This window comes from Bradyrhizobium sp. UFLA05-109 (assembly GCF_054185165.1).
The window spans coordinates 72,732-98,046 of sequence record NZ_JBBIAR010000033.1 but is presented as its reverse complement, the minus strand read 5'-3'; the positions used below and the strand labels follow the sequence as shown (position 1 = coordinate 98,046).

Annotated in this window: 18 protein-coding genes and 2 pseudogenes; 11 read left to right on the top strand and 9 right to left on the bottom strand. The window is 58.9% G+C overall.

Annotation, left to right across the window (positions count from 1 at the left end; translation table 11 throughout):
* Positions 1-105: 105 nt before the first annotated feature.
* Both Q3C01_RS24080 and Q3C01_RS24075 read right to left on the bottom strand, forming a co-directional pair.
* A complete protein-coding gene (locus Q3C01_RS24080; RefSeq protein ID WP_458147781.1) occupies positions 106-6,057 on the bottom strand; it encodes a DUF3320 domain-containing protein in 5,952 nt (1,983 codons plus the stop codon).
* An 819-nt stretch (positions 6,058-6,876) separates the two neighbouring features.
* Complete coding sequence (locus tag Q3C01_RS24075; protein WP_458147780.1) at positions 6,877-7,056, bottom strand: hypothetical protein; 180 nt, start codon at positions 7,054-7,056, stop codon at positions 6,877-6,879.
* Positions 7,057-7,247: 191 nt separating this feature from the next.
* Here Q3C01_RS24075 and Q3C01_RS24070 point away from each other — a divergent pair, with 191 nt between their 5' ends.
* From Q3C01_RS24070 to arfB, 5 genes are all read left to right on the top strand, one after another.
* Positions 7,248-7,418 carry a hypothetical protein gene (locus Q3C01_RS24070; RefSeq protein ID WP_458147779.1) on the top strand — a complete coding sequence of 57 codons (171 nt, stop codon included), beginning with the start codon at positions 7,248-7,250 and terminating at the stop codon, positions 7,416-7,418.
* Positions 7,419-7,855: 437 nt separating this feature from the next.
* Positions 7,856-9,574, top strand: a complete 1,719-nt coding sequence (locus Q3C01_RS24065) for an outer membrane beta-barrel protein (RefSeq protein WP_458147778.1) — start codon at positions 7,856-7,858, stop codon at positions 9,572-9,574.
* A 1,069-nt stretch (positions 9,575-10,643) separates the two neighbouring features.
* Positions 10,644-11,936: a M16 family metallopeptidase gene (locus tag Q3C01_RS24060; RefSeq protein ID WP_458147777.1), complete on the top strand. Its 1,293-nt coding sequence runs from the start codon at positions 10,644-10,646 to the stop codon at positions 11,934-11,936.
* A complete protein-coding gene (locus tag Q3C01_RS24055; RefSeq protein ID WP_458147776.1) occupies positions 11,933-13,315 on the top strand; it encodes a M16 family metallopeptidase in 1,383 nt (460 codons plus the stop codon). The genes Q3C01_RS24060 and Q3C01_RS24055 overlap by 4 nt, the downstream gene beginning before the upstream one ends.
* A 117-nt stretch (positions 13,316-13,432) precedes the next feature.
* Entirely contained in the window at positions 13,433-13,849 is a 417-nt protein-coding gene (gene arfB / locus Q3C01_RS24050) for an alternative ribosome rescue aminoacyl-tRNA hydrolase ArfB (RefSeq protein WP_458147775.1), read from the top strand.
* 56 nt (positions 13,850-13,905) lie between these two features.
* On the opposite strand, the gene Q3C01_RS24045 is transcribed toward arfB, so the two are convergent.
* Complete coding sequence (locus tag Q3C01_RS24045; RefSeq protein WP_458147774.1) at positions 13,906-14,217, bottom strand: hypothetical protein; 312 nt, start codon at positions 14,215-14,217, stop codon at positions 13,906-13,908.
* A 320-nt stretch (positions 14,218-14,537) separates the two neighbouring features.
* On the opposite strand from Q3C01_RS24045, the pseudogene mutL reads away from it, so the two are divergent.
* A pseudogene (gene mutL, locus Q3C01_RS24040) lies at positions 14,538-15,173 on the top strand (DNA mismatch repair endonuclease MutL); the annotation flags it as partial.
* Between the two features lie 456 nt (positions 15,174-15,629).
* Here mutL and Q3C01_RS24035 read toward each other — a convergent pair.
* Both Q3C01_RS24035 and Q3C01_RS24030 read right to left on the bottom strand, forming a co-directional pair.
* Positions 15,630-15,797, bottom strand: a complete 168-nt coding sequence (locus Q3C01_RS24035; RefSeq protein WP_458147773.1) for a hypothetical protein — start codon at positions 15,795-15,797, stop codon at positions 15,630-15,632.
* A gap of 863 nt (positions 15,798-16,660) precedes the next feature.
* Entirely contained in the window at positions 16,661-17,038 is a 378-nt protein-coding gene (locus Q3C01_RS24030) for a hypothetical protein (RefSeq protein ID WP_458147772.1), read from the bottom strand.
* Positions 17,039-17,341: 303 nt separating this feature from the next.
* On the opposite strand from Q3C01_RS24030, the gene Q3C01_RS24025 reads away from it, so the two are divergent.
* The gene (locus Q3C01_RS24025; RefSeq protein ID WP_458147771.1) at positions 17,342-17,851 is read left to right on the top strand and encodes a hypothetical protein; all 510 of its coding nucleotides are present in this window, start codon (positions 17,342-17,344) and stop codon (positions 17,849-17,851) included.
* Here the strand turns inward: Q3C01_RS24025 and Q3C01_RS24020 are convergent.
* Positions 17,817-18,113 (bottom strand): hypothetical protein, encoded by a 297-nt coding sequence (locus Q3C01_RS24020; RefSeq protein ID WP_458147770.1) that lies wholly within the window; start codon positions 18,111-18,113, stop codon positions 17,817-17,819. The genes Q3C01_RS24025 and Q3C01_RS24020 overlap by 35 nt on opposite strands.
* Positions 18,114-18,512: 399 nt before the next feature.
* Between Q3C01_RS24020 and Q3C01_RS24015 the strand changes: the two genes are divergently transcribed.
* The 4 genes from Q3C01_RS24015 (at position 18,513) to Q3C01_RS24000 (ending at position 20,853) form a co-directional block, all read left to right on the top strand.
* On the top strand, positions 18,513-19,742 hold the full coding sequence (locus Q3C01_RS24015; protein WP_458147769.1) for a Fic family protein: 1,230 nt from the start codon (positions 18,513-18,515) through the stop codon (positions 19,740-19,742).
* Positions 19,743-19,996: 254 nt separating this feature from the next.
* The gene (locus Q3C01_RS24010; protein ID WP_458147768.1) at positions 19,997-20,128 is read left to right on the top strand and encodes a hypothetical protein; all 132 of its coding nucleotides are present in this window, start codon (positions 19,997-19,999) and stop codon (positions 20,126-20,128) included.
* Positions 20,129-20,234: 106 nt separating this feature from the next.
* Positions 20,235-20,549, top strand: a complete 315-nt coding sequence (locus tag Q3C01_RS24005; RefSeq protein WP_458147767.1) for a hypothetical protein — start codon at positions 20,235-20,237, stop codon at positions 20,547-20,549.
* Between the two features lie 7 nt (positions 20,550-20,556).
* Positions 20,557-20,853: a hypothetical protein gene (locus Q3C01_RS24000; RefSeq protein ID WP_458147766.1), complete on the top strand. Its 297-nt coding sequence runs from the start codon at positions 20,557-20,559 to the stop codon at positions 20,851-20,853.
* 14 nt (positions 20,854-20,867) lie between these two features.
* On the opposite strand, the pseudogene Q3C01_RS23995 reads toward Q3C01_RS24000, so the two are convergent.
* The 3 genes and pseudogenes from Q3C01_RS23995 to Q3C01_RS23985 all read right to left on the bottom strand — a co-directional run.
* A pseudogene (locus tag Q3C01_RS23995) lies at positions 20,868-21,116 on the bottom strand (conjugal transfer protein TraA); the annotation flags it as partial.
* A 684-nt stretch (positions 21,117-21,800) separates the two neighbouring features.
* On the bottom strand, positions 21,801-23,402 hold the full coding sequence (locus Q3C01_RS23990) for a hypothetical protein (RefSeq protein ID WP_458147765.1): 1,602 nt from the start codon (positions 23,400-23,402) through the stop codon (positions 21,801-21,803).
* A gap of 651 nt (positions 23,403-24,053) precedes the next feature.
* Positions 24,054-25,304 carry a hypothetical protein gene (locus Q3C01_RS23985; RefSeq protein ID WP_458147764.1) on the bottom strand — a complete coding sequence of 417 codons (1,251 nt, stop codon included), beginning with the start codon at positions 25,302-25,304 and terminating at the stop codon, positions 24,054-24,056.
* Positions 25,305-25,315: the final 11 nt, after the last annotated feature.

The window sequence follows — 25,315 nt, the reverse complement described above, 5'->3', positions numbered from 1 at the left end:
AAACCAGCTCATGGCGGTCTACACATAAGCGGACCGCCGGTAATCGGGAGCTGATCTCGGCGCGCCACGGCATCGCCAGGACGAAGCGAAACGGGACCTGTTCCTCTAACCCGCGATCGTCACAGCGGCTTCGAAGCGTTCGCGTGTCGAAGCTGCGAGGCGTCCCAAACCGAAGTGGTCCTGCATACCGCGGATGATGTCCTCATCTTCTTCCAGGCCACTACTCCGGAGCATTCGGGCAAGTCCCGCTAATTCAGGGACAGGAATGTCTGCGTGATCGCGCCCGCCAGCCTCTCGATAAGGCGTGCGGTCGTCAAGCGCGCCATCCTGCGGCCATATGATCTGCCGTTCACCATCCTTGGTCGTCGGAAAGCGATTACGACCGAGCGATGCCGTGACGATTTTCTGCACGGTCTCGCCGGAGCGCAGGAAACCATGAGCGCGGGCAATGCGTTCAACGAGGACATCGAAGTAGATAGGGCCCTCGATCGCGATGACGTGGTCAACCATGCTGCGCAGAGTTCCGCGGTAACCGACGTCATAGAAACGCTCTCGGTCCGGCGTAGCAACGCTAGTGGGATCAGCCCGAACATATGTGGCCGGTTTCTTTGCCATCTCACGCGATTCGTTTGCCGGTCCTCGCGCGTAGACTTTCGTCTGTTCGCCGGGCTGTCTGTCGTCGTTTGCCGGTTCAGACGTGACTTCGGCCTGCTCCGCTTCGGCCTGCGTCTCTCCGCTCGAGATTTCGGCATCAACGGGCAGGTCGGGGCCACCTGCAGGTGGGGGCGCCTCCAGTGGAGACTGAGCTTCATCATTTATGGCAACGATTGGACGGGAGGCACGCTCGGCCTCGAGATCAGCCATCAGCCTGGTGTGAAGCTTTTCCATCGCGGCCGATGAATCCATCCACCATTCGGTGCTCCAGATTCGGCGGATTCGCCAGCCGAGATCCGTGAGCACCATTTCACGTAGGTGATCGCGATCGCGCGCGGTTGCGGATCGGTGATAGGCAGCTCCGTCGCATTCGACCCCTGCGAGGTAGCGTCCCGGAGAATCCGGATGGACGATGCCGAGGTCGATCCGGAAAAACGAGACGCCCACTTGAGGATGCACTTCCCACCCCTTCTCCTGGAGGGCTCGCATCACAGCGTCCTCGAACGGCGATTCCGTGTCGCGCCCGGTTGGCGCGAACGCTTCGGCGATGGCGCGCGCGCCGTTCGCGGCGAACTCGAGAAAGTGCTTGAAGTCGACCACGCCTTTGGCGCTGGTGCGTCCCATGTCAATCTGCTCGGGCCGCAAGGTCGCGAATACCAGAAGTTCGCGACGGGCACGAGTGACGGCAACGTTGAGGCGGCGGTGGCCGCCCTCGCTGTTCAATGAAGAGATCTGGGCCGTGACCCGTCCCGTTTTGTCTGGCCCGACGGCGACCGAGAAGATGATTACGTCACGTTCATCGCCCTGCACGTTTTCGATATTTTTGACGAGAATAGGCTCCCTAGTCTGGTTGCGGTCGAAATGCGGCTCCAGCGATGGGTCGGCCCGGCGGGCCTGATCAAGCAAGTTCTCGATCAGACGCTGCTGTTCGCCGTTGAAGGTGACGACGCCGATCGAATGGGTAGATGTCCTCATGCGCCTGACAACCTCGGCCACGACGGCCTCGGCCTCCTTCCGGTTCACCTTGGCGCCGCCCCGCTCGTATACGCCTCCGTCGACATGAACGTAGCGCACGGCGGTATCGCGCGTCACTGGTGAGGGGAAGGTCGTCAGTTCGCCGCGATAGTATTTGGCGTTCGAGAACGCGATCAGGCTCTCGTGGCGGCTGCGATAGTGCCATGATAGCCGCATGCTCGAGACGTTCGATGCCAGACACTCGTCAAGTATGCTCTGCTGGCTTTGGACGATCGAGCCGTCGTCGTCATCATCGTCGAGGCCACGCTGTCCCACGTTTGTTGGAGGCAGTTGTTCCGGATCACCAACGATCACGACCTGGCTGCCGCGTGCAATCGCTCCGATCGCGTCCCATACCGGGATCTGGGAAGCCTCGTCGAAGATTACCACGTCGAAAGGTTTGGCTTCCGCGGGCAGATATTGTGCGATGGAAAGTGGGCTCATCATCACGCACGGGGCAAGTTGGGTCAGCACGCTTGGGATGCGGCCGAACAGTTGCCGAAGCGGCATCTGTCGCGCCTTCTTGCTGATTTCACGCGCAAGCGTGCCCCATTCCGGATCTTTGCCGAAGTTGGTCTGGGTTGGGATTGCCGTTCCGATGCGGGCCTTCACGATATCTCTCGCGAGCTCTGCAACTTTTCGGTCGGCGGCAACGAACGCCTCGATCGTGGCCTCGTGTTTCACTGCTAGAAAGCTACTGAGGGTCGCGTCCTCGTTCACGATGGTTTCAGCGACCCAGCGTGCATAAGCATAATCGAAGATGCTGGTGAGGACGCTGCCATCTACGGTCCCGATTTCGACGGCATCGACAAGAGGGGAAAGTCCGGCCGTCCGGGCCGTCTGAGCGGCCGAACGCCAAGTCGCCCATTGCGGAGCCTTGTTGAGGTTTGCCTTCCAGTTGGCGGTTCGTTGGAGAAGGGCCCCAATCCAGCCGCTCTCGATCTTGACGATGTCGTCTGGATCATCGAGGCCGATACATACACCAAGCTCTTGGGCCGTTCGGTGCATCGTCGGAAATGCCTTATACATTGTTTCGAAGGCCTGACGGATCTGTCCCCCCGACCGAAAGCGTGAAATGTCGCGTAACAACAGGTCTGTGACGTGCGAAAGAAGCCGATCCGGCGCGGTTCCCTCGATCGGATAGGCATCGACCGCGTCGCGTATGCTTGCGGCCCAGTCGATCAGCCCCTGGAAACGCGACACCTCGCTCTGCACTCCGCGCCACAAGCGCTCCATGCCCCTGAAGCGAGGCTTGATGTTCTCAATTTCACGTAGCAGGACGCCAAGATCCTGCAGCACTACGAGGTCTCGGCCGATATCGTCGGGCACCTCGTCCGAACAATATGGGCTCAATGCTAGTCTGGCCTTCTTTTTCTTTCCACTTCGAACGAACATGTTCGACGCGCACGCGTCGATCCAATCCCGCTCGAGCGATTGCAGGTCAAGCAGCGCAGCTTTGAGATCGTATCGGACAGAGAGTTCCGATGCCGTTTCGTTCACTCGAGCCACGACGTCTGCAAGATCGTACAATGCGTTCACGCGTTCTGGTGCGTCGGCGGAGAGCAAAAGCGCTCCGTCTGCGGCATCGGCGTGGAGCATTAGCGAGACGAGCTTGATCAGTTGCGGCAGCAGAGCATCATCGCTGGCGCTGCCGTCGAGCTCAATCGAAGACGCCAGATCGGCGGCAGCGGCCCTTACTTCATGCAACGCGAGATGGAGGCGGTCGACCAGCTGCTGAAGTGACTGCACCCAGGCCGGATTCCAGCGGGTCTGCTCGATGCCCTTGAGCGGATGGCTGACGGGATCGCCGATGGCCTCAAGTGCAGTGCGAATATCCGCGCAAGTCTCGCGCATCCTCGCGAGGTCTTCGGGAGCGTGCATCGTCCCAGCGGGCCATGTCAGTCCGACATCCGGAAACCGTTCGCGGTCGGCAATGACGCGTCCGAAGGCCTCATAAGCCGTCATCCCATTAGGCCGACGCCGGTGCAGCGCGGAAACAAGCTCATTCAGCTGATCGCGCCGCCGCTTCAGTTCGCTGGCCGCAGCCGACCAATGCTCCTCGGTGACAAGATTGCGTTCGCGCCAGGCGGTGGCAAGCTGGTTGAGCACGCTCGACTTTTGAGCCTTCGTCGAATGGACCTCAAGACAGTAGTTGCCAAGGCCGATCGCGTGCATGCGCTGTCTCACGACCTCCAGTGCCGCCGTCTTCTGCGACACGAACAGCACTGTCTTCTGGTGGGCAAGGCAGTTGGTGATCATGTTCGCGATCGTTTGGCTCTTGCCCGTACCGGGCGGGCCGAACAGCACGAAATCGGCCCCACGTTGAGCGGCCAGAACGGCAGCGACCTGCGAGGAATCGGCAGACAACGGCGTAAAGAGCTCAGCCGGATCTACGATCTGGTCGATCGTATTCTCGGCGGCGAAGGCGGCTCCCGATCCATCATAGGTGTGCGTTGGGGTATCGATCAAATGGCGGACGACAGGATTCCGCTTCAGGATATCGGAGCGGTCGACAAGATCCTTCCACATCAGGTACTTCGTGAAGGAGAGCGTTGCGAGCACGACCTGCTCGGTGACCTCCCAGCCCTTGATGCTCTTGATATGACGTCTGATCGTCTTCCAGATCCCCGCGACATCGACACCTTTGGCGTCCTGCGGCAATTCTCCTTCAAGCTCCGGTAACGACAGGTCGAAATCCTGCTTCAGCATCTGTAGCAATGTCGGATTGAACCGCGCTTCATCCTCGTGTAGCGCCAGCCGAAATCCAGAACGCACACTTTTGCGCTCAAGCTGAACCGGAACGAGGATCAACGGTGCGCGGTAAGGTCCCGCGCCCTCCTGCGGCGTCCACTTCAGGAAGCCTAGGCACAGATACAGGATATTTGCGCCGCCTTCCTCAAAAGCGAGGCGGGAGGCGCGGAAGAGGTCGGTGAGGCGCCCGTCAAGCTCAGCCTCCGGAACGACGGTGTGCAGTTCGCCGCGGGCCATTGCCTCTTTAATGAAATCCTGACGGGCGTCGTCGTGCCGACGCTGCGCGAGCAGAGAGGCGTCGCGCCCATCTGAACCGTCGAGGACGGTCGTCCTTCCCAGCAATTTGAAGCGATCCCCGCCGGAAAGCTTGTCCTCGAGCATTGCCGCATCCGGGCACTCGATCGAGATGGTGGATTTCGCGTCCCTGAAGTTCAGTAGGCGGTTCTTCAGCGTGAGATCTAAGAGGTTCCGCTTCCATATCTCGAGCCGATCCAGGCTCCGCTCGGAAACGGGTTCGCGCGGCTTATCGAGATCCTCCTCGAATTTCGGAACGTCACCGACTTCCTGGGCGATGGAAGGTGCCCCAGCCGGTGTGATGGTCGGTTCGCCGGAACCGGAGAGATCGAGAGGCCGAATTTTGGCACTTCGCGCGCGCCTGACGTCGATGGCAAGTTCGAACGGCGATGTCGCGTCCTCGGCGATTAGCTTTGCGCCGGCATCGACGGCTTGCTTGAAGCGTCCTGGATGCGCTCCGGTGAGAAGTGTCGTCTCAACCAGCACCATCTCTTCGAGCTGCACGCGCTTGCGCAGCATCTGCGGGTCATCGATGACAAGGCTCGAGAAGTCCTCATCAACGAGCCATAGGCCAACGAAAGCATGACCCTCGGTTAAGACCAGCACCGGATTGAGGCCTGCCTGTTCGAGACAGGACGCATAGAGAAGCGTCAGATCAAGGCAGGTGCCGACCTTCCGAGAAAGGATTTCGCTCGGTCCGCGAATCTGCTGGCCCGACCGTTCGAAACTCTTCGGAGGAAGAACGTAGGCGATCGAGTGGGAAACGAGCGCCGCCCAAAGAGCGTCGGCGATCTCCCAGGCTCGAGCCTTGGTCTTCTTACGATACCCGTCCATGGCGTCGTCTCGTCCCACAGCGGCGAGCTTGCCCGAGGCTTCCCGCAGGATGACGTCGACGCTGGGATCGGTGGGTCTGACGAAGGCCGCCAACAGTTCGGGCGCGGCATTGACGCCGCCCCAGTGCGACGGCGGCAGCAGATTGACCTCAATGGCATTCTCGACCAGGGTTTCGCCAGCCGCTTCCACACGGATGCGCAACTCGGCTCGTCTCGAAGCATTGATGGCTGCTAAGAACGCCGGGTCCAGTTTCAGGTCCAAGCTACGGATGTGGTGAGTTGCCCCGTCCGCGATTTGTTCAATACGCCAGACCCCCGGCGTTATGAACGCGGGCTCTGACGCGAGGTGTACCGAAAGCTCCCTCAGGTCGCGGCCTTCACTATTTTCGAGCGCCAGTTCGCGGATAATCGGAACCGCATTCTGATAGAAGGCAACATTGATGTTGTCGGCGGTGGTGCAAGCTATTTTAAGGGTTCCCGCCGCCGATCCTTCAGCTCCTGTCTGCTCCAAGCTATTGCACCCCAAAAAATGAAGTTAAGATAAACGTTTTTCGAGTCGATATTATGCGCGGAGTGCAAGAGCTAGCCGCGCCGCAGAACGTGTTGCGTGCCGATACTCTTTCGTTCTGCGCAACTTGCGATAATACGCCAGCTTGCTTCCGCAATTCGACAATATTTTTGAGTTGTGCATTGGAAAATGGAATAACTTGCGCGCCCCTGCCCAAATTCGCGCGCCGCGGGAGCGCTACGAGCACGCCAGCGAGCACGACGACGTTGCGGTTTGCTTTTCGAATGTTTCGAGGCGAACTGTGGAAACGCGCCTAACTGATGCGTCGGCGGCAAGCTCGCTTTGTTTAATCAGGGGCATCGCGAGTCTCCGTCGCCATCCCCGACCGCAATCGTTTTGGTTCTCCCGCCAACTTGGCCCCGCTTATGTGGAGAGGGCTCTCACTCTATTTGGGATCGGCGCTCCGAAAGCAAATACGAGCGCGCGCAGCGCCAAATTGAACAGGCGGCGCAGGGAATCTAGGCAGGCAGTCCCATCGCGCCGCCGCGGCTCCATCCGGCGAGCATGTAATCAGCGCCGGCAAGCAAACTGTTCAGACGACGCGCGCTCCGCGTACAAGTCTCTCAGTTCTTACAGACGAACTCTGCGTCGCCGAGATCGCGCACATTCCTTTGCGCTGTCCTTCGAGCTTACGAACTTCATATTTATGATCGTAGCCGCCTCATCGAGTGCGATCTCGTCGACAAGCCCGACGTCGTTCGCCATCGCGACGCTCTCCATAAAATCTCGGCGAGAGTATATCGGAGATCCTGTGCGCAGCCATCACTTCGGCCATTTTGCGCGCGCGAAATTCATGGCTCGTCGGAAATCGGTCAAGTCGACCCAGTCTTTCTCTTCCATGTGCCGCTCCCAGGTGTATCCCGGTGGATTTTCCTCATGCACACGGTTCTTCGCGATGAAATACTTCCTGTCGGTGGTGTCGACGCCGTTTTTGGTCACCATTCATTGTGACCCAGTCCAAAGTGCCGTCATGGAAATCGCTCTGCCGTCAGGGGAAGGCTGGACCGTCGAACGGATTGTAGCGGCCCATATTCCCACACAAGCGGGCGGCCGCGTACGGAATGGTGCGAGTATGGCTCGTGGTGGTTGGCGGCCCATATGTTGATGGCGGTGGCTAGTTTGTACGTGCTGGGATGCTCGGACCAATCGACGTAGAGATTGCCCTTGTGATCGTGAAGCGCGAGAACGTTCCTCAATCCCTTCTCGCGCAAGCGATCGCGCACTTCCTCGAGGCGCTCGATGCGCCAGCCTTCTTCGTCGGATCGATTAGCGGTAATTATGACCTCAGCCATATGCCCTCGTAGCTCAGCGGGAAAGAGCGGGGAGCTTCTACCTCTCAGGGCGCAGGTTCAAGTCCTCGCCCCCGGCATACTGATCTTCATCATTCACGTAGCGCGCTCAAAATGACCGTGCCACACGCAGACTGCGAGTAGTCGGCGAATCTCGGTTATCTACGCCGTCAATCATCGCGCGTGTCGAGGAGCGCGCCGGATATTCGGCTCCAGCACTGGATGCCGAGCGTGTAGCGTGCGCGTTATGACCGACATCAGACGCGGACTTGTTTCAAAGTTCATCGGTCTTGTTGCGAAGGCGACATCACTGACGAGCAACTGCAGGGAATGCGCGCCGCCTCCGATGGCCTAGATCCTGCACACATACGCCCCGTGGAAGCAGCGCGACAACGTCGGTCATTCGGCCTTCGTTGCAAGATGGCGCGCGCGTTGTGTGTACGTGAGGTGATATGAGATCTGAACTTTTGTTTTGGGGGACCGCAACAGCTGCGCTCGTTGCAAATGGGGTTGCCAATTGCGCAGATTTTAAGCCGGCAGTAAAAGTCCCGCCTGCAGTATGGGGCTGGACCGGAGGATATTTTGGTGGGCACGTCGGCGGGGGTTACGGCCGGACATCATTTAGTGATCCCTACGGTGGCTCGATCTATGGCGACGTGGTCGATACCCCAGTATTCCTGGCAGGAGCGCAGATCGGCTACAATTGGCAGAGGGATCGCTGGGTTTTTGGCCTTGAATTGAATGCCAGCGGCGCCATCTCGGATGGTGCAAACACCTGTCTTGCAGCTTCCGGTGTTGTCGTGAGCGCAAACTGCAAGGCAGGTCCTGACGTCTTCGTCACGGGGACGGGCAGGCTGGGTTATGCCTTTGGCCCGCAGGGCCACACGCTTGCCTATCTCAAAGCAGGTTTGGCCTGGCAACACAACCGCGGCGATATCGCCAACGGTAACGAGTTTCCTAGCGAGACCTACCCATCTGGATGGCCACAGAATGCAACCCATTTCGACTATAACCGTATCGGGGGCATCATCGGCGCAGGTGTCGAGCACGCGCTCACGCCGACGTGGTCGGTCAATATCGGATATGATTATCTGAGGTTCGGGGGACCAAGTGTGGCAACCCCTCCGACGCTGCAGTATCCGCCTCTGGCGATGGTCCCAGCTAACGGCACTAACCTGTCCAGCGGCTATCACATCGGCAAGGTCGCTGTGAACTACCATTTTAACGCCGACCCAGGGACGACGCGATGGTCCGATACGCCGCTCTACGCGATAGAGCCGGCCTTTAGCGCACCTGCGATTCCGTCCACTGCAGGCTGGTCGCTAGAAAGCGGCACACGGCTTTGGCTGAGCCGAGGAAGATTTCAATGGGATAATGGTCCGTCCGATCTTTTGGTGTCGAGGCTGACCTATCACAAGCTGGATGGGATTTCCGGTGAGTTGTTCGAACGACTTGACAGCCCCTGGGGAATCTTCCTGAAGGGAAATATCGGTTTGGGGCGCTTTAGTAGCGGGAATATGAATGATGAGGATTGGGGCTTAGCCGGCGACTTCGGCAATCCCATGGCCTATACCAACACGATATCGGGTCAGGCGAACGGAAGGTTCATGTACTACACGGCCGATGCCGGTTATGATTTTCTGCGGGGCAGCACGTACAAGATCGGTGGATTCGCCGGCTGGACCTATTACGGCCAAACGTCTGACTCGACAGGATGCGTTCGGATCGCTTCGCTTCAATGTCTCGCGCCGGGCGATAAAAGGACGATTGGCAGCCAAGACACCAACTGGAATGCAGTGCGTATCGGCCTTAACGCTGAGACCATGTTGCTCGATCGTTGGCGCTTGAGCGCCGATGTCGCATACCTGCCCTGGGCGGATTTCCAAGGGCGCGATAACCATCTGCTGCGCGGCTTCACGACCTTCATCGATCAACGCGGGAGCGGTGGCCATGGAATACAAATAGAAGGCGTTCTGTCGTACCTCATCACCAGCAATTTCAGCGTCGGCGTCGGCGGCCGTTACTGGGCGATGTGGAGTCCGAGAGGTAGTGATCTATTCGCCAAAGCCGAGCAGGCGCCCAGCTATCCTGTGACCTATGGGCCTATTCCTGCAAGCTTTCAAATGGAAAGATGGGGCACGTTCCTGCAGGTCTCCTACAAGTTTCATTAAAACTCGCTCGCTCGTCGCGCTAAGCTTCGGAAGACGCCGGCTACAGGGCGACCAACAAAGGCGAAAGCTCAAGTTCCGTGCCTCGTGTCGGCCGGACGCCGCAAAACTGTAAGCTTTTGGGCCTTCAAAGCTCAAAAGCTTGCATCGTTATGACGGGAGGCCGGCGTTGCGGCCGGCTAGAATGATGTGCTTTAGCCGATAGTTTCGCCATTACGCTCCGCCACATCCTAAATGCGTTATTGGCGAAGATGGCGTTCGCTCACGGTCAGCTACGGCAACTGCAAATCGCGCAACGATTTCTCTACTGCAAGCTCAGATCGTTCTGCACTCGCGCGACAGCTGCCATTTCTACGCTCGCGCAAGTTTAACCGAAACTCCGATCACAGCTTTCTGCAGCCTTAATCGCTGAGCTGACCACGAGCCGAACAGCGGCATGGGTGCGGGGACCTTGCACAAGTTCTAGAACTGGCGCTGATCGCGACCACCCATGCACTTGCTCATGTCATTCCGGAGGACACGTATGGGCGTGCCAGCAACGCGCCGGGCGGGTCCAACTGTGCTTCGCAAGAAGGAGTCTCTCGATAGCCGCACCTGTTCCAACGCGCCCGCACCGTGTCCGATGTATGACGATGTGTGAAGAGTCTGACAGGCTGCTTAGGGGACTACGTTGTAGTTCAAAAGGTTTCTCCTTTGGCACGACTAATGCTTTGGGTTCGTCGGCGACACGCCTGGCCGACGATATCCCCTGCAGCAAAGCGATCTGTCGATTGGTTAGCCAAAAGGATGGAGCATCCGACAGATGACTTCGATCATGACCAAATTGCTCATCCAGAACCAATCGCAATGGAGCTTGCAAAAAGCCATGCCGATCCAGCAGTTGACGAACCATTTTGAAAACAATGCCGGGCCCCATCGACGGCGCGATCGGGCTTTCGTTTTGAAAATTCTACTACGACTGCTGTCAAAGTTTCCGACGTCCTCATCTCGATCGGTCGTTTGCCTTCTAGCGCGGGTCCTGACGTGCGCCTTCGCAATAGGTGGCGTATCAGAAGAGAGTCTTGCGAGCTCCATGCAACTCACCAGCTTTGCGCTTGGTAACGGCCTGCAAGTGGTCGTGATCCCGGATCATCGCACACCGGTGGTGACCCAGATGATCTGGTACAAAGTAGGCTCCGCAGATGAGGCGCCTGGCAAATCCGGGCTCGCCCATTTTCTCGAACATCTCATGTTCAAAGGCACGGAGGAGCATGCGCTCGGTGATCTTTCGCAGATCGTGCATCGCGTCGGTGGAGACCAAAACGCCTTCACGTCCACTGATTTCACTGCCTATTTTCAGCGCGTCCCGCGCGAACAACTGTCGACCATAATGGACCTCGAGGCCGACCGGATGACCGGTCTGGTTCTGAAGGACGAGAACGTGCGGATCGAGCGTGACGTCGTGCTCGAAGAGCACAACATGTCAGTTGGCAACAGCCCCGATGCGTGGCTTTACGAGCAGATGGAAGCAGCGCTCTACCTCAATCATCCCTATGGACGGCCGATCATCGGTTGGCGACAAGAGATCGAAAAGTTGGATCGCGAGGACGCGCTCGCCTTCTATCGCCGCTTTTATGCACCGAACAATGCGATCCTGGTGATCGCTGGCGACGTCGAAGCCGCCGACGTGCGCCCGCTTGTCGAGCACAATTTCAGCTCGATTCCGGCACGGCCCGCGATTCCCGCACAACGCATCCGTCCCCAGGAGCCGGAGCCCGCCGGCCCGCGCACCGTCACCCTGTCCGATCCGCGCGTCGAGCAGCCGAGCGTGCACCGCATTTATCTCGTGCCCTCAGCCGCGACCGCGGCGCCCGGCGAAAGCGCGGCACTTGAGGTGCTCGCGCAATTGATGGGCGGCGGCAACAACTCCTATCTCTACCGCGCGCTGGTCGTTGACAAGCCGCTCGCAGTCTCGGCCAGTGCCAGCTATTCAACGACCTCGCTCGACCCGAGCCAGTTCTCAATCTCGGCCTCGCCTAAGCAGGGCGTCAGCTTCGCGGAGGTCGAGCAGGTCATCGACAACATTATCGCCGACATCGCGCGGAACCCGATCCGCGCCGAGGATCTCGAACGAGTTAAGAGCGGGCTCATCGCGGGAGCGATCTACGCCCAGGACGATCAGGGGGTGCTCGCGCAATGGTATGGTGGCGGGTTGACCACGGGCCTGTCCATCGAGGACATCCGCAGCTGGCCCGATCGCATCCGCGCCGTGACCGCTGAACAGGTACGCGCTGCCGCACAAAAATGGCTCGAAAAGAAGCGTTCCGTCACCGGCTATCTGATCAAGGACACCACCACGGCCAAGCGCGAGGAGAAGCGTTCGTGACCCATTCGTTTCTTTGCACACGACGCGCTGCGCTCTCCCTTGCAGGTGGGCTCGTAATCTCGCTCGCGGCGCCGGCGCCGTCGTACGCTGCTGCCAAGATTGAGCATTTGGTCTCGCCCGGCGGCATCGAAGCCTGGTTCGTGCAGGATGCGACCGTACCGCTGATCGCGATGGAGTATTCCTTTGCCGGTGGCGCAGCACAGGATCCCGCTGACAAGTCCGGCGTCGCTAACCTGGTGGGCGCCCTCCTTGACGAAGGCTCCGGCGATCTCGACTCCAAAACATTCCGCGAGCGGCTCGAGCGCCGCGCGATCGAGCTCAGCTTCAGCGCCACCCGTGACACCTTCCACGGCAGCCTGCGCATGCTCCGCGACAACAAGGATGAGGCTTTCGACCTGTTGCGGATGGCGCTGACCTCGCCGCATTTCGACACCGCCGACGTCGAGCGCATTCGTTCTCAAGTCATCTCGGGGCTGCGCGAGCGCACCACAAATCCGACGGCGCTCGCCAGCCGCAAGTTTCTCGAGATCGCATTCGGCGACCATCCTTACGGACGCCAGGCCAGCGGCACGCTGGACATCGTGCCCACGATAACCGTTGCCGACCTGAAGGACTATGTCGGCCGCGTGCTGGCCAAGGACACCTTGAAGGTCGCGGTCGTCGGCGACGTCGATCCGGACACCCTCGGCAAGCTGCTCGACAAGACCTTTGGCGGCCTGCCGGCCAAGGCGAACCTCACCCCGGTCGCCGATGTCGAGCCAGTCGCGCCGCCGCAGCGCGCTTTCGTGCCGCTCGACGTGCCGCAGACCGTCATGGCCTTCGGCGGCCCCGGCGTGAAGCGCAGCGATCCCAACTTCATGGCCGCCTACATCGTCAACCACATCCTGGGCGGCGGCGGATTGTCCTCCCGGCTTTATCGCGAGGTGCGCGAGAAGCGCGGGCTCGCCTATTCGGTGTCGGAATCGCTGCTGTGGATGGAGCACTCGGCCGTCTTTATCGGCAGCGCCGGCACGCGCGCCGATCGCGCCGGCGACACCATCGATGCGATCGAGAAGGAGGTGCACCGCATCGCCGAGGCGGGACCGACGCAGAAGGAGCTCGACGAAGCGAAGTCCTATCTCAAGGGCTCACAGATGCTCTCGCTCGACACCTCCGCCAAGCTCGCCCAGGCGCTGCTGCAATATCAGCAGGACAAGCTGCCGATCAATTATATCGAGAAGCACAATGCCATCGTCGATGCCGTGACGCTGGACGACGCCAGGCAGGCCGCAAAGCGGCTGTGGGGCCAGGGCTTGTTGACCGTCGCTGTCGGCCGCGCCCCCCAGGCGGCCGCGCAGCCCGCCGCAGCGGCCACTGCGGCCGCGCCGAAGTCGAACTGAACTCGCGCTTCTCCGCGCTGAATGGCCGGGCTTGCCCCGGCCATTCGCATTTTCCATGATGCAGCATTGCCAAATGAGGGTGCCCGCGATAGGTCGGGGCATCACGAATGGTGCCACATGCTGCGGATTTCCCGCGATCTCGTCATCGACGAAGACGACATCGAGATCGGCTTCGTCCGCGCCTCCGGCCCGGGCGGACAGAACGTCAACAAGGTCGCGACATCAGCGCAACTGCGCTTCGATACGCGCAAGCTGACTTTGCCGGAGGACGCTGCCTTGCGCCTTGCGCGCCCCGCCGGCCAGCGCATGACCAAGGACGGCGTCATCGTGATCCAGGCGCAGCGTTTCCGCACCCAGGAGCGCAACCGCCAGGACGCGATCGACCGCCTGCTCGAGATGCTGCGCGAGGCCATGGTACGGCCGACGCCATGCCGTGCGACACGACCGACCGTCGCCTCCAAGCAGCGCCGGCTCGACAGCAAGAAGCGCCGCGGCGACATCAAGGCCAGGCGCGGCGGCGGTTTCGACGATTGAGCAAAAAATCTCCGGCCGCAGGGCGACCGGAGATTTCGCCGTTTCGAATCTCGGTGTCAGTAGCGTTTGCCGGTTGCCGCAGCACCACCTGACGTGGAATCGTCGACCGTTCCCTTGTGCGCGGCGCTGCCGGTGGTGCCGACCGTGCCCTTCGTGCCCTTCGTCGACTTCATGCCCACCTTGTCGCCGACAGCGCCCTGCTGCGCGCCAATGTCCTCATCTTCGCTGCCTGACAGGCCGCCCTGCATGGGCTTGCTTTGAACGGTGCCGCGCGTTTTAGCGTCGGTTGACGCACCTTGAGCAAGAACGGGCGTCGCAATCAGAGTCGAGATGGCGCATACGATCACGGAGGTCTTCACCAACTTCATCCATTTCTCCTGGATTTTTTCGCGATGAACGGTCCGGTGATTCTACGCACCGTTCGCCTGGGCCGGACCATTTCATCGCGTAAGGGTGTGCGAACGGTGCGCCTGTGATGCAAACCGTCTGGTGTGGTGATCGTTGAGGGATTTCGCGGCGGTTTCGCGGTATTGCGCTCCTCATGTGCGGCAGCGCGCGAATGCACGCCGCATTCATAAGGGCCGCTCAAAGCTGGAAATGGCCTATATGTGGTATGTGGGAAGCTCAAGCTTCCCCATGCATTTGCGTCCGAGCGACGTTAGATTGGGTCAATTCGCCGAGTGAACCCATGCCCGTCCGCCAACTTCCCGAACAGATCGTTAACCGCATCGCCGCCGGCGAGGTGGTCGAGCGTCCGGCGAGCGTGGTCAACGAACTCGTGGAGAATGCCATCGATGCCGGGGCGAGCCGCATCGACGTATTCACCGATGGCGGCGGCCGGCGGCGGATCGGCATCACCGATGACGGCGGCGGCATGACCGCGAAGGACCTGTCGCTCGCAGTCGAGCGCCACGCGACCTCGAAGCTCGACGACGAAGACCTCCTGCAAATCCGAACGCTCGGGTTCCGCGGCGAGGCGCTGCCCTCGATCGGCTCGGTCGCGCGGCTCTCCATCACCACGCGCCACGCCAGCGAGCCGCACGCCTGGGCACTGTCGGTCGAGGGCGGCGAGAAGTCCGAGATCATGCCGGCGGCGCTGGCGCATGGCACGCGCGTCGAGGTCAGCGACCTCTTCTATGCGACGCCGGCGCGGCTGAAATTCCTGAAGACCGATCGCGCCGAGGCCGAGGCGATCCGCGAGGTGGTGCGGCGGCTGGCGATGGCCCGTCCCGACATTGCCTTCACGCTCGCCGGCGAAGAGCGCGCGCCGGTCACCTGGGCCGCCGCCCTGCCCGGCGCTGCCGGTAGGCGGACGGGCTCCGGCACTAAAGAAACAGAGGGCAAGCGAACATCTTGCACAAGGGAAACAAAGGCCTCAGTGGGGGAGCGGTCCAAACCGAAAGCCTGGCCCTGAAAGAACAGTATAGAAGAAAGTATGCCCAAGCGGCTGAGGCTCCTCTGCCGAGCTTCGACCTGAGCGTGGTCAACCAAACGTGCGCCATCTTCACCGCCGCTTTGAAAGCGGGTGAAGCTGTGTCATTCCTGTGGGCAATCAGACGTGAATAAACCGTGCAAGTATGGCGCCCGGTCCATCGCGAAGAGGCGACCTGGGACTATGTTGGTTTCAGGGCAGCAGGTGACATCCGAAGCAAAACCAAGCTCCCCGCCCGGTCTGGTGGTCTAGGCCGTCGAGAGGACGGGGAGCTGTGCGACGGCCACACCCGTCGCATCGATCAAGCTAAAAATGTCATGTGGCGATCTTATGAACTCGGGCTTGGCGTTAGTGGACTTTGATCCTATCCAAGGGAAGGCGCAGCTCTGCGGCGCGTTCCTCGCGATCCTTCTTGCGAAACTCGTTCTCCCGCCGCTCGAAATCAAGCAGCTCCTTCCGGGCCGCCTCTAAGAGCCGATCAAGCGGCGCCTTACCTACTTGCATGCGTTCGGTCATGGCTTCCCCCTCTACGAGGCCCCCAGCATATGGAAAAATTGGAGCAGCAGAAAGGTTCGGCGTCCGAAAGCTACAAATTTGTGACGGCGACCCGTGCCACTTTCCAGTCAACAGTACCATTGCGCTCATCAGTGCCGTGACGCCGATGACAGGGAGCACGGTCGGCACAGCCATATGCCCTTTCAATAGCTACCATAGCCGACAGTAACAGCTCCGGCCGCCGGAAAGGCATTGTCGCCAGATCCGTCTCTTGTGGATCTTCATGGAGATGCCCTTCTCGTGATCTGACGGCGGGTATCCGCGCGGTGATGGCGATTGGCGTCCGCCGATCAATCCCGCTCCATCGCTGCGCTCCCTGTAAGAGCATAACCGTCAGCCTGATGCCGCTCGCCCTTTGAAGCGTCGCCACCGCCGTCGGGCGCGCAATTAAAGGAGAACACCCACGTCGGAAAGGACTCTCACCAAATCATCGCGTATATGGCGCATCGCAAGCCTCTCCATCGGCATCCAGGTCCTCTTCGCAAAGCCGAAAGCACCGTATCGGAGCCGGAAGACGCCTCGTCACCCCCGGGCGACATCATCCCGGAATGCTGGGCGAGATCATCTCGGAGCGGTGTGCGAGATCGTTTCGGAATGGTGCGCCATATCGAGCGGAATCTGCAAGCAGATCGAGCAGCAGCAGTGATCTGCCATTCGGTGTTCCAGATCGATGGAGAGATCTTGTGAGATGTTCGATGTCAGGTGTGTTTGGGGCCGTACAGCTGTGATCCAGGCGCGACCCAGGTCTGAAATTGTAGAGGCTTATTGTAGCCTGTAATAGCGATGTTCGTCGGGCAGCGGGTCCCCTCGTGGCCGCAATGCTTTCAGTATGGTGTTCTGGACCAGTTAGGAAAGCGCTCCGCGTCGATCGCCGCCACGAGCTGTTGATGGCGGTTGATGATCGCGGACTGAGAGAATTCGCCAACTCCAACCTGCTGAACGGCGCCTTGGCTGTTGGACTGGGTATTGACGATGCTCACGACCGCGTCCTTCTTCATCCGTTCGTCTCCCGTCATGCCGTGGACGAAATCATCAAGAACCCGGTCCCGTCTCTCCAGCAGAGCGACCTTGATGTTGTTCAGCTCGCGCGCAACCGTTGCTTCAGCTATCCCGGTGCGGGGCCCGCAGAGCACCAGCTTGTCGAAGATCAGGTATCTTCGCGCGCGCCGGCGCGAGCAATTTCGCCGATACGTCGCCTTCATCGGAGAAGTCGATGCCGGCCTCGATCAGCGCGGACGCCTCGATGATTCGCTCGCGCCAGTCACGCGCGCTCCACGAGTCGGTTGGCGAAGTACGAGATCATCCCGCGGACGAAGGATTCCTGGTGCTGCCCTCCAGCAGCATCAAACCTTGCATTTCAGCTGGCACTTGCGTGCCTCTCGGTCGAATCAGCCGCGAATGGTGCCGTTGCCAGAGTGAGGAGGCCAACGTGTCAAATGAGCTTGAATCGGTCGTAGCGTCAAGTTGTACACCATTCCGGAGGCATATCCGCGAAGTATACGCAAATGAAACAGCCCTTTCTCGTTGTTGTACTATGTTCCGTTTTCGATTTGCTCGGGCTGAATGCGGTTGCGCTCGCGGACTCCACCCGGCGCTATGATTGCACCATCGACGGGACCGATCGAGAGCCGGTAGGCGATCGGAATGGGCACATCATTGTCAGCCTTCAATACACCTGTCGCGTCGCCGATGGGCTGTTGAAGGACGCGGGAATTACGGCAATATCGGTCAGCGAGTGGGACGGTGAGAAGGGGACGTACCTGGCTTCTCTCGACGTTCATCGCGCACTCGAAGGATTTGCTGTTGGCCAGCTTCTGGAGGGGATCGGCTCCTCTGTCATCGAGGACAACAGGACTGCTGGCATCGCAGCTTCAGGTAAGACCGTGTTTAAGTTCGCATCCGGCTCGTTGGCGGCACTCTCCGGAAAGACTATCAATTTTACGACCAAGCCCGCCGGTGCTCGTCGATTCGAGATTGAGTTCACAAATTGGCCTGAAGCTGCCCAACTAAAGTGACGCCGTGCGCCACGGCGGCACCCTTCACGTCATCTTCGATCACCTTGTCCTTGATTGCGGTGATAGGATCACCACGACGGCCTTGAGTCGCGAAACGCAGAACGTTCGGATGAGACAGAGACAGATCCAGCGTGAAGTCACCACGAGAGACCTGCAAGCTGCTGGTTTTCCTCCTTTCGGGCCAAGTCGAGCCTGTATTGGGTTTCCATGCCGAGCCACACGGCGGCGCGAATGAACTGTCGACCGCGTGCTCGTCTAACATTTCGACGCGGTTCGTTATGAATTGCTCTCATGCTCCAACTTTATCCCGCCAGTGCGGTTGGCGGCGGCGTCTGAACTTCGGCAGAATGCGTTGTCCAGGATGGCTCGCTAGTAAGCGCTGGCATCTCGTCTTCCGTCCGACAGACGCGATTGGAGTAGGGTTTCTGCCGAGAGCCATTTTGGCGGCCAGCCTTTCCGTCTATTCGGGGGCTTCAACATGGAGCCTGCGGTATTGCCGGATGCCACTGTATATAGAACATATAGGAAACAACGGCCTGCAATGGGAACTTTAGTCGATTCCGAAAACCTACATTCGTGATCTTGAGATCGCAACATGGTATGGCTTTTTTCAGAAACCCTAATTATAAATAGGAAATCCATCCCTTAATTTGGGCTTCCCATGAAGCGTAGCGATCTCAGCCATACCATCCGGGAAACCTTGAAACGTTTGCCGCCGCCGTACGATTCCCATTACGGAATCATTCCACCGGCACCCCCGGAGGAGGGCGTATCGGTAGCCGCTGCGGCGAAAGCCTTGGATGCCGCCCAAGTGGCCTTCGGTAAGGTCGATGCCATCGCCGCCCAGATGAAAGACCCCTACATCGTCAGCCGCGTGCTTATCAGGCGTGAGGCGGTGAGCTCGTCGTCAATCGAAGGTACCCAGAGCACTCTCGACGAACTGCTGTCAGTCGAGGAGACGGGGGACGACGGGGCCAGGGATGAAGCGCGTCAAGTACGCAACTACGCCGTGGCACTCGATGGATTCATTCCGCTGGCAGCAAAGGACGGGTACGGCGTGTTCACGATGGATCTGATCAGTGATCTCCACCGCGCCGTGATGAAGGACGATCGGGATTATAAGGACGTTCCGGGCGACCTTCGCACGCGCGTCGTATGGATCGGTGGAAATAAGGACATCGCGTATTCGAGTTTGAATCCTCCGCCTCCTGAAGACGTCCCCGGCTGCCTCGCTCAAACTGTCGACTTTCTGCGGAACGAGGGAATGCAGCAGATGACACAAGGATTCGTCACGCGCATGGCGATAGCGCATACTCATTTCGAAGCGGTCCATCCCTTCCGCGACGGCAATGGCCGTGTCGGTCGTCTCCTCCTTCCGCTCATGATGGCGGCCGAGAAGCATGTGCCGTTGTACCTGTCGCCATATATCGAGAGCAAAAAGGGTATGTACTACGCCTCGCTCAAGGATGCCCAACAACGGTTGGACTGGCAGCCGATCATCACTTTCATGGCGGACGCCGTCACCAACACGGTTGAAGAACTCATTCGGACCCGTGAGGCGTTGTCCGAATTATCCGATGTCTGGCGGGAGCGCCGCAAATTCCGCAAGGGGTCGGCGGCCGCGCGCGCTCTCGACGAACTTCACAACTATCCGGTCGTGACCGCCAAGCGGCTTGGCGAACTGCTGGACGTCAGTCCGCCGCAGGTCCATCAGGCGATCGCGCAATTAGAAGAAGCGGGTATTCTGAAAGAACGTACCGGTTACTCGCGCAATCGCGTTTATGCCGCCACCGAAGCGCTCGGTATCATCAATCGTCCGTTCGGCGAAGAGCCTCTACTTCCCAATCAGTTGGATCTAGAAGAAGAGCCGGTCGGACCCAGGGGGCCGTGACCCGCGCGAGATTCGATCGCCGCGGAATGCGTGCTCCGGCGCGTCGCATCCTAGACCAAAAGGCGCTGACGGTATTCAGGAGAACCGCGCGACGATGCTGCAGGCATTCTTTGGCCGTCCGTTTGCCGTCCGCGTCGAAGTCAGGATCGTCCGTGGGCTCGCACCAAAGCATGATCAGCGCGAAGCCGTTGGAGTGCAGGTAGACTTGCTTACTCATCGTCGGCGGCTGGGCGAGCCCAATGGGAGACCTCTTCATGGAAGGCGGCGCGCGCAGTGATGAGGCCATGCTGGAGACCATCGTTCCTCAGAAGGAAATCCCATCCAACCTCGCGACCTATCTGCATCCCCTGATTGCCTCGCTCTTTGAACGATTCGGCCTCGGTTGAGCGCGTGGAAGCAGAGCTTGAAAAGATGTTGGGCAATCGCACCTCGATCAGGAGCTAAGAGAAGGGCTTAAAATGGTCGTCACGTGGAAGAGTCTCGTCGCCGCGATTGAGCAAAATCCCGAGTAAAAAAAATCCATCCGCGGAGCCGCCCGCCCTGGACGAAAAGGAGCAGAAGGAAAAGGCCGAGATCGAGCGCCTATTTCAATTCATCGGCACATATGTAGTCGTCTTTCAGGACGCAGAATCGAAGCTCAACCAGATCATTCAGCTCGCCATAGGTTTGGACCGATGGCATGTCAGCCATGGTGTCATTCGTACTCTGTCGAACAGCCAGAAGATAGATTTGGTTCCAATCGATCGTTCATTCCTCGGAAATCGCAGACGGAAGCCAGCAGCAGGAGACATGGCTGAAGTCTTTTGATGAAATCATGCAACGACTCCGGACCGAAGCGACCAGGCGTAACAAGATCGTCCATTCTCTCTATATTTTTGACTTTATGGAAATCGGTCACCCTCCTCTGCGCAGCAAGCGGACGCGCAAGACGGGAGAGATATCGTTCGATCAAGAACAAGTGGATGCTGCGTACATCGACACGGCGACATCAGACGTGGCAGAGCTTTCCTTTGATGTAGGGATGCTCTTGGTGCAGTTGCGGCACTGGTATGAAAAGCTGGGGCGAGGCTCGTCGCAACCTCGCGAAAAGGCAAGCCCTGACAATGGCTAACCGAGCGAGAAGTTCGCCGCCCGTTGGGCAAGCTCCGGGTTCTTTTTGTAGGCGGCTTCGGCGTCGACCGAGCCATAGGGCCGCACTTTCTCGAAGACCCGGCGCGCCCTTTGTAGTTCTTTCACCTGCTCGGGACTTGCCTCGCCGCCCATTTCCTGCGCCTCGAAAATCGCATCCACGGCGCGGGCATGGCGCACGAGCGCCCGGGTGCGGAGGCGACGTGCTTCCGCTTCCGGGTCTGCCGCCACCTTCTTTTCCTGCGCTTCGTTCCGCGCCGTTCGGCTGGCGCACCGCTCCTTACGGCAATATCGGTCAGCGAGTGGGACGGTGAGAAGGGGACGTACCTGGCTTCTCTCGACGTTCATCGCGCACTCGAAGGTTGCTGTTGGCCAGCTTCTGGAGGGGATCGGCTCCTCTGTCATGGAGGACAACAGGACTGCTGGCATCGCAGCTTCGGGAAAGGCCGTGTTTAAGTTCGCATACGGCTCGTTGGCGGCTCTCTCCGGAAAGACTATCAATTTTACGACGAAGCCCGCCGGTGCTCGTCGATTCGAGATTGAGTTCACAAATTGGCCTGAAGCTGCCCAACCGAAATGACGCAAGCACGATTTATTCTTACCCTGCACAATCGGCGGCTGCTCGGAGTGAATTCGCGGTCATCTCTTCGCAAACAGCGCGTACCAGCTCTCGTTTGGAGAACTCAAGGCATGCTACCCGATTCTTGTTCCACGCGAGAGTTTCGTGAGATCCAAGGGTGCTCCTTGGCAAAAATCACGTGCATATGGGACGCTCGGTTTCAAAGCTTCAGCAATCTGGCAAGCCTCGGCCGAGCAGGCAATCGCGGCCCTATAGGAAATTATTGGCTTTCCCTTTCGACAAATTCACGCCGGCAGAGCCCGAACCTCTTACAGGGCCGCAGGATACGACCCTGAGTAACTGGACTTCCTCTAGCGTGGGATGTTGGCCTCGCAGTTATAATACTGTCCGGAAAGCCCCATTTTCGCGCAAGCCTCCTTCAGCACGTCCTTCGGTGTCGCCCAGTTGGATTTCCATTGATCTCGATCGAAGCGGACGTCCTTGTATAAATCCCACATGATGATCCCTGACCGAGAATGCTTGATTGTCTCATCAATAATCTTCGTCAGATCATCTCTGGTAAGTGGCAGATTCCCGCTTCCTGGTTGTCCCACTTCAAAGCCGACCGTGATCGGTGGCGTGATCAGGAGCTTGCGGGGCGGAATTGACGCTCGTGCGCCGGTTCTCGATCCAGAGACTTTTGCGTGCAAGTCTGCGAGCTTCGAATCTGCAGGCACTCGGTTGCCATTTTTGAGCCAAACCGCGAACTGAGCGTAGTAATAGTTTACTTGTCCCACGAGATCACATGGAATGTGAGTCCCGAGGCGGGTGCGCTCACAGTCCAGTTCACCAAGATCGTATGTCATAATGCCGACCTGGCTTAACTTGTCGATCTCCGCCTTGTGGAGCAGGGCGGTGTTGTAGATCAGGCCATAAAGATTGCCGCCCCGCCATACACCCCCGTAAATGCCCGAGTTCGGAGCGACAGTATCCCAATTGGCCGACATATTGGGGATGCCGCCGTTGGCAGGGGCTGCAACGCTGAGTTTCAACGATTGATTGATGCTTGTGATCGCGTTGTGCAGCGACCTCAGAATCGCAGCGAACTTCTCGACCGTCTGGGGCATGGCACGTGGAAGCTTGTTGCTGTCAGGATTGAGCTTCATCGTGTTGTCGAATACGTCTGCTCCGATGCCAAGCTCCATTAAAGCCTTGTTGTTTAGCATCTCCGCTTTCATGGCACCATTGGTTGGTGCGGGTGGCGTGATCTTGTCGGGAGTGAGCGTCCAAGCCTTGGCGTTGATGTCGGCGTGCCAGATTTCTTCATAATCGACATCGATGCCCGCAACCCCAAGATCGTTTGCGAGTGCAACAATGTTCTTGTATGCGCTGTCCGCGTCGCCTCCTTTGATGCTGCTTTCAAAGTGAGGACGAGGTATTTCAGCCGAAGGGTTCGGGAAGGTGTCATACACTTCATCATTGGGGCCGCATGAATCCTTCTTTCCTGCGGTTGCATCGTAGATCTTGGGATGACAACTGAAGTTCCATCCGCCGACTGCTATAGAGGTTGCCACTCCACGGGCTTTTAGATCGGCAACGATCCTTTTCAGAGTCTGGAAATCGGCTTTCGGATCTCTAGTCTCCGTGGGCACAGTCGTGGTTGTGCCTTTGTCGCTGCTGCAGGTATAACCAAAAAGTCCCGTGCAGGTCAGATCGTTCGACGTGTATTTGGTCAAACTGGGGTGCACGAACGACAGCACGAGGCTGTTGAAGTTTGTCTGCTCGTGCTCGATCTTTTCGCTGAGCTCCTTGAGATTTTGCAGACTCGCGTAGTAGTCCGGCGTGCCTTTCTCTGCTCCGGGGCCAGTCAGGTAGTATGCCGAAATTGTGGGCGCCGCGAGCCCATTCCCTGCAAGGCAAGATGTAAGCGTGATCGACAACAGAGCCAGGAGAAATGTTCTGCTGCCGCTCATCATTTTTTCCCTTTTTGACAAGATCCACGCTGTCCTACTTCCGAGCGTTGAAACCTGTCGTTAATGGCGAGCCTCTGCATTCGTTCAGCCTCGGCGAAGAAAGCTCAAAGGTGACGCAACCGTTGTCGAGGAGAATGCTCGGTCGAAAGGCTCTCGTTGGCGTCGCCCATAGTGGTTGTGGATGGTGGTCCAGTGTGCTGCTTTGGATGCCTCGCCCGTTGCGGATGCTATCACAGTCCGATTGATATCGGCGATGCTATAGCGGAACCTGAATTTTGAGAAATTTCAGAGGCCTTGACGCAGCAACGGCTTTCGGCGTCCGGATGTTTCTTTTTTGCGCCCAGGAACGTCAAGGCGTGATGCCGTTCTCAAGACAAGGGACGTACCCGTGAAAACCTATCTTCTTACTGTAACCAGCGTTGTTGAACTGCCGCTGCTTGCATAGGCGGATCCGACTTTCTGAAAAACCAACATCGCGTCCATGCGGGATTTCGTATCGCAGCCACCGACCCGGTAACAAGCGATCGGTCCTCACTGGGCTCGATCTCAGCCACATCACCGCCTAAAATCCCCCCGCTCGCGCGACGAGCGCGACAGCCACGATGACCAGCGCAAACATCAGTACGACGCTCGCGCCCTGAGCATATCGCTTCATGGGGTTCTTTCAGAATTGCGAAACGCTACACGCTCGTGACTGGACATAGTCTTAAGTTCGGCGTCGGAGGGCACGCGCACCGAGCCGGTGTTGCCCGGATTGAGCCCCGTGATGCAGTCGGCGCTGTGCTCGACGCACTCGGCCGTCTCAATCCAATTTCGGTTGGTGAAGTGAACGTTCATGTTGGTGACGCGCGCCGCGTAGATGAGCCCTAACGAGACAGCTGCGATCGGCAATGTCATAAAACCCCGCTCGGTCTTCTGCTCGATTGCAATGAGGGCAAGGACGAACAGAACTATCGGGGGATAGAAGTATCTCGCGCCGAACAGGAATTGATTGGCGTGAAGCGAGGCGTCGACTTGCAAACAACCGGCGATCAGTGCGAGCCCGCCGTAGCCGACCAAATAGATGATGGCTCGCTCAGTTCTATTGTCCCAGAGGTACCAAGCGGCGAGCACGAATGTCGGCAGCGATATCGCCAACGCAGTCCAAAAGCCCGGATAATGTGGACCTGTAAGCCAACTATAGAAAATGCTGCTGGCCGCGAAGGCGCGCTCGACCACAGTCCCATCGGCCGGATTCGCCGCGGATCGGGTGATAATGCCGTGGAGTTGAACAGCGACGCAGAGCGCGGTGATTGCGCAAAGCCAGAGCGCGTAGCGGGTGCGCTCGCTGAAGGTCTTCCAGAGCACGAACGGCGCGGCAAGGATTACCATCGGAGACGACAGGCCGATCAAGGCGAAATAACCGAGCAGAACCACCATTCGTCCCTTGGACGCAGGACTTTCGTACAACGCCAGCCCGGCAACCGGTGCCATGATCCATTGGGTGTAAGGCATCCCGAATAGGGTTTCGGAGCCGGTCGGTGAGTAGACCAATGCCAGAGCGGCAAGTACTTTTCCCCAGCCAGTGAAGATCGGCGAGGCATAGATCACCGCTGCGGTCGCGAAGATCGTTCCCACGAAAAACGTCGCATATAATTCTGCGGCATATCGAGCCGGGAAAAACCCGGTGACGAAAGCGATAATCCGGCAGCAAATCTGGAGATAGCCGGCATAGGGCCGTACCAGCGCGTCCGCGCCGAACAGGCGGTCCTCGTTGAAATAGATGAACAGGTCCTCGCTGAACATCTGGGGGTCGGTCAAGAGCAGCGGGTTGCGGTAGAACACGGCAAACAGAACGCCGAGTGTTACAATCGCCGGCGCGATATAGGTCTCGCGCCTAAGTTCAATCGCTGTAGTTGACAAAGCAGCCTCCC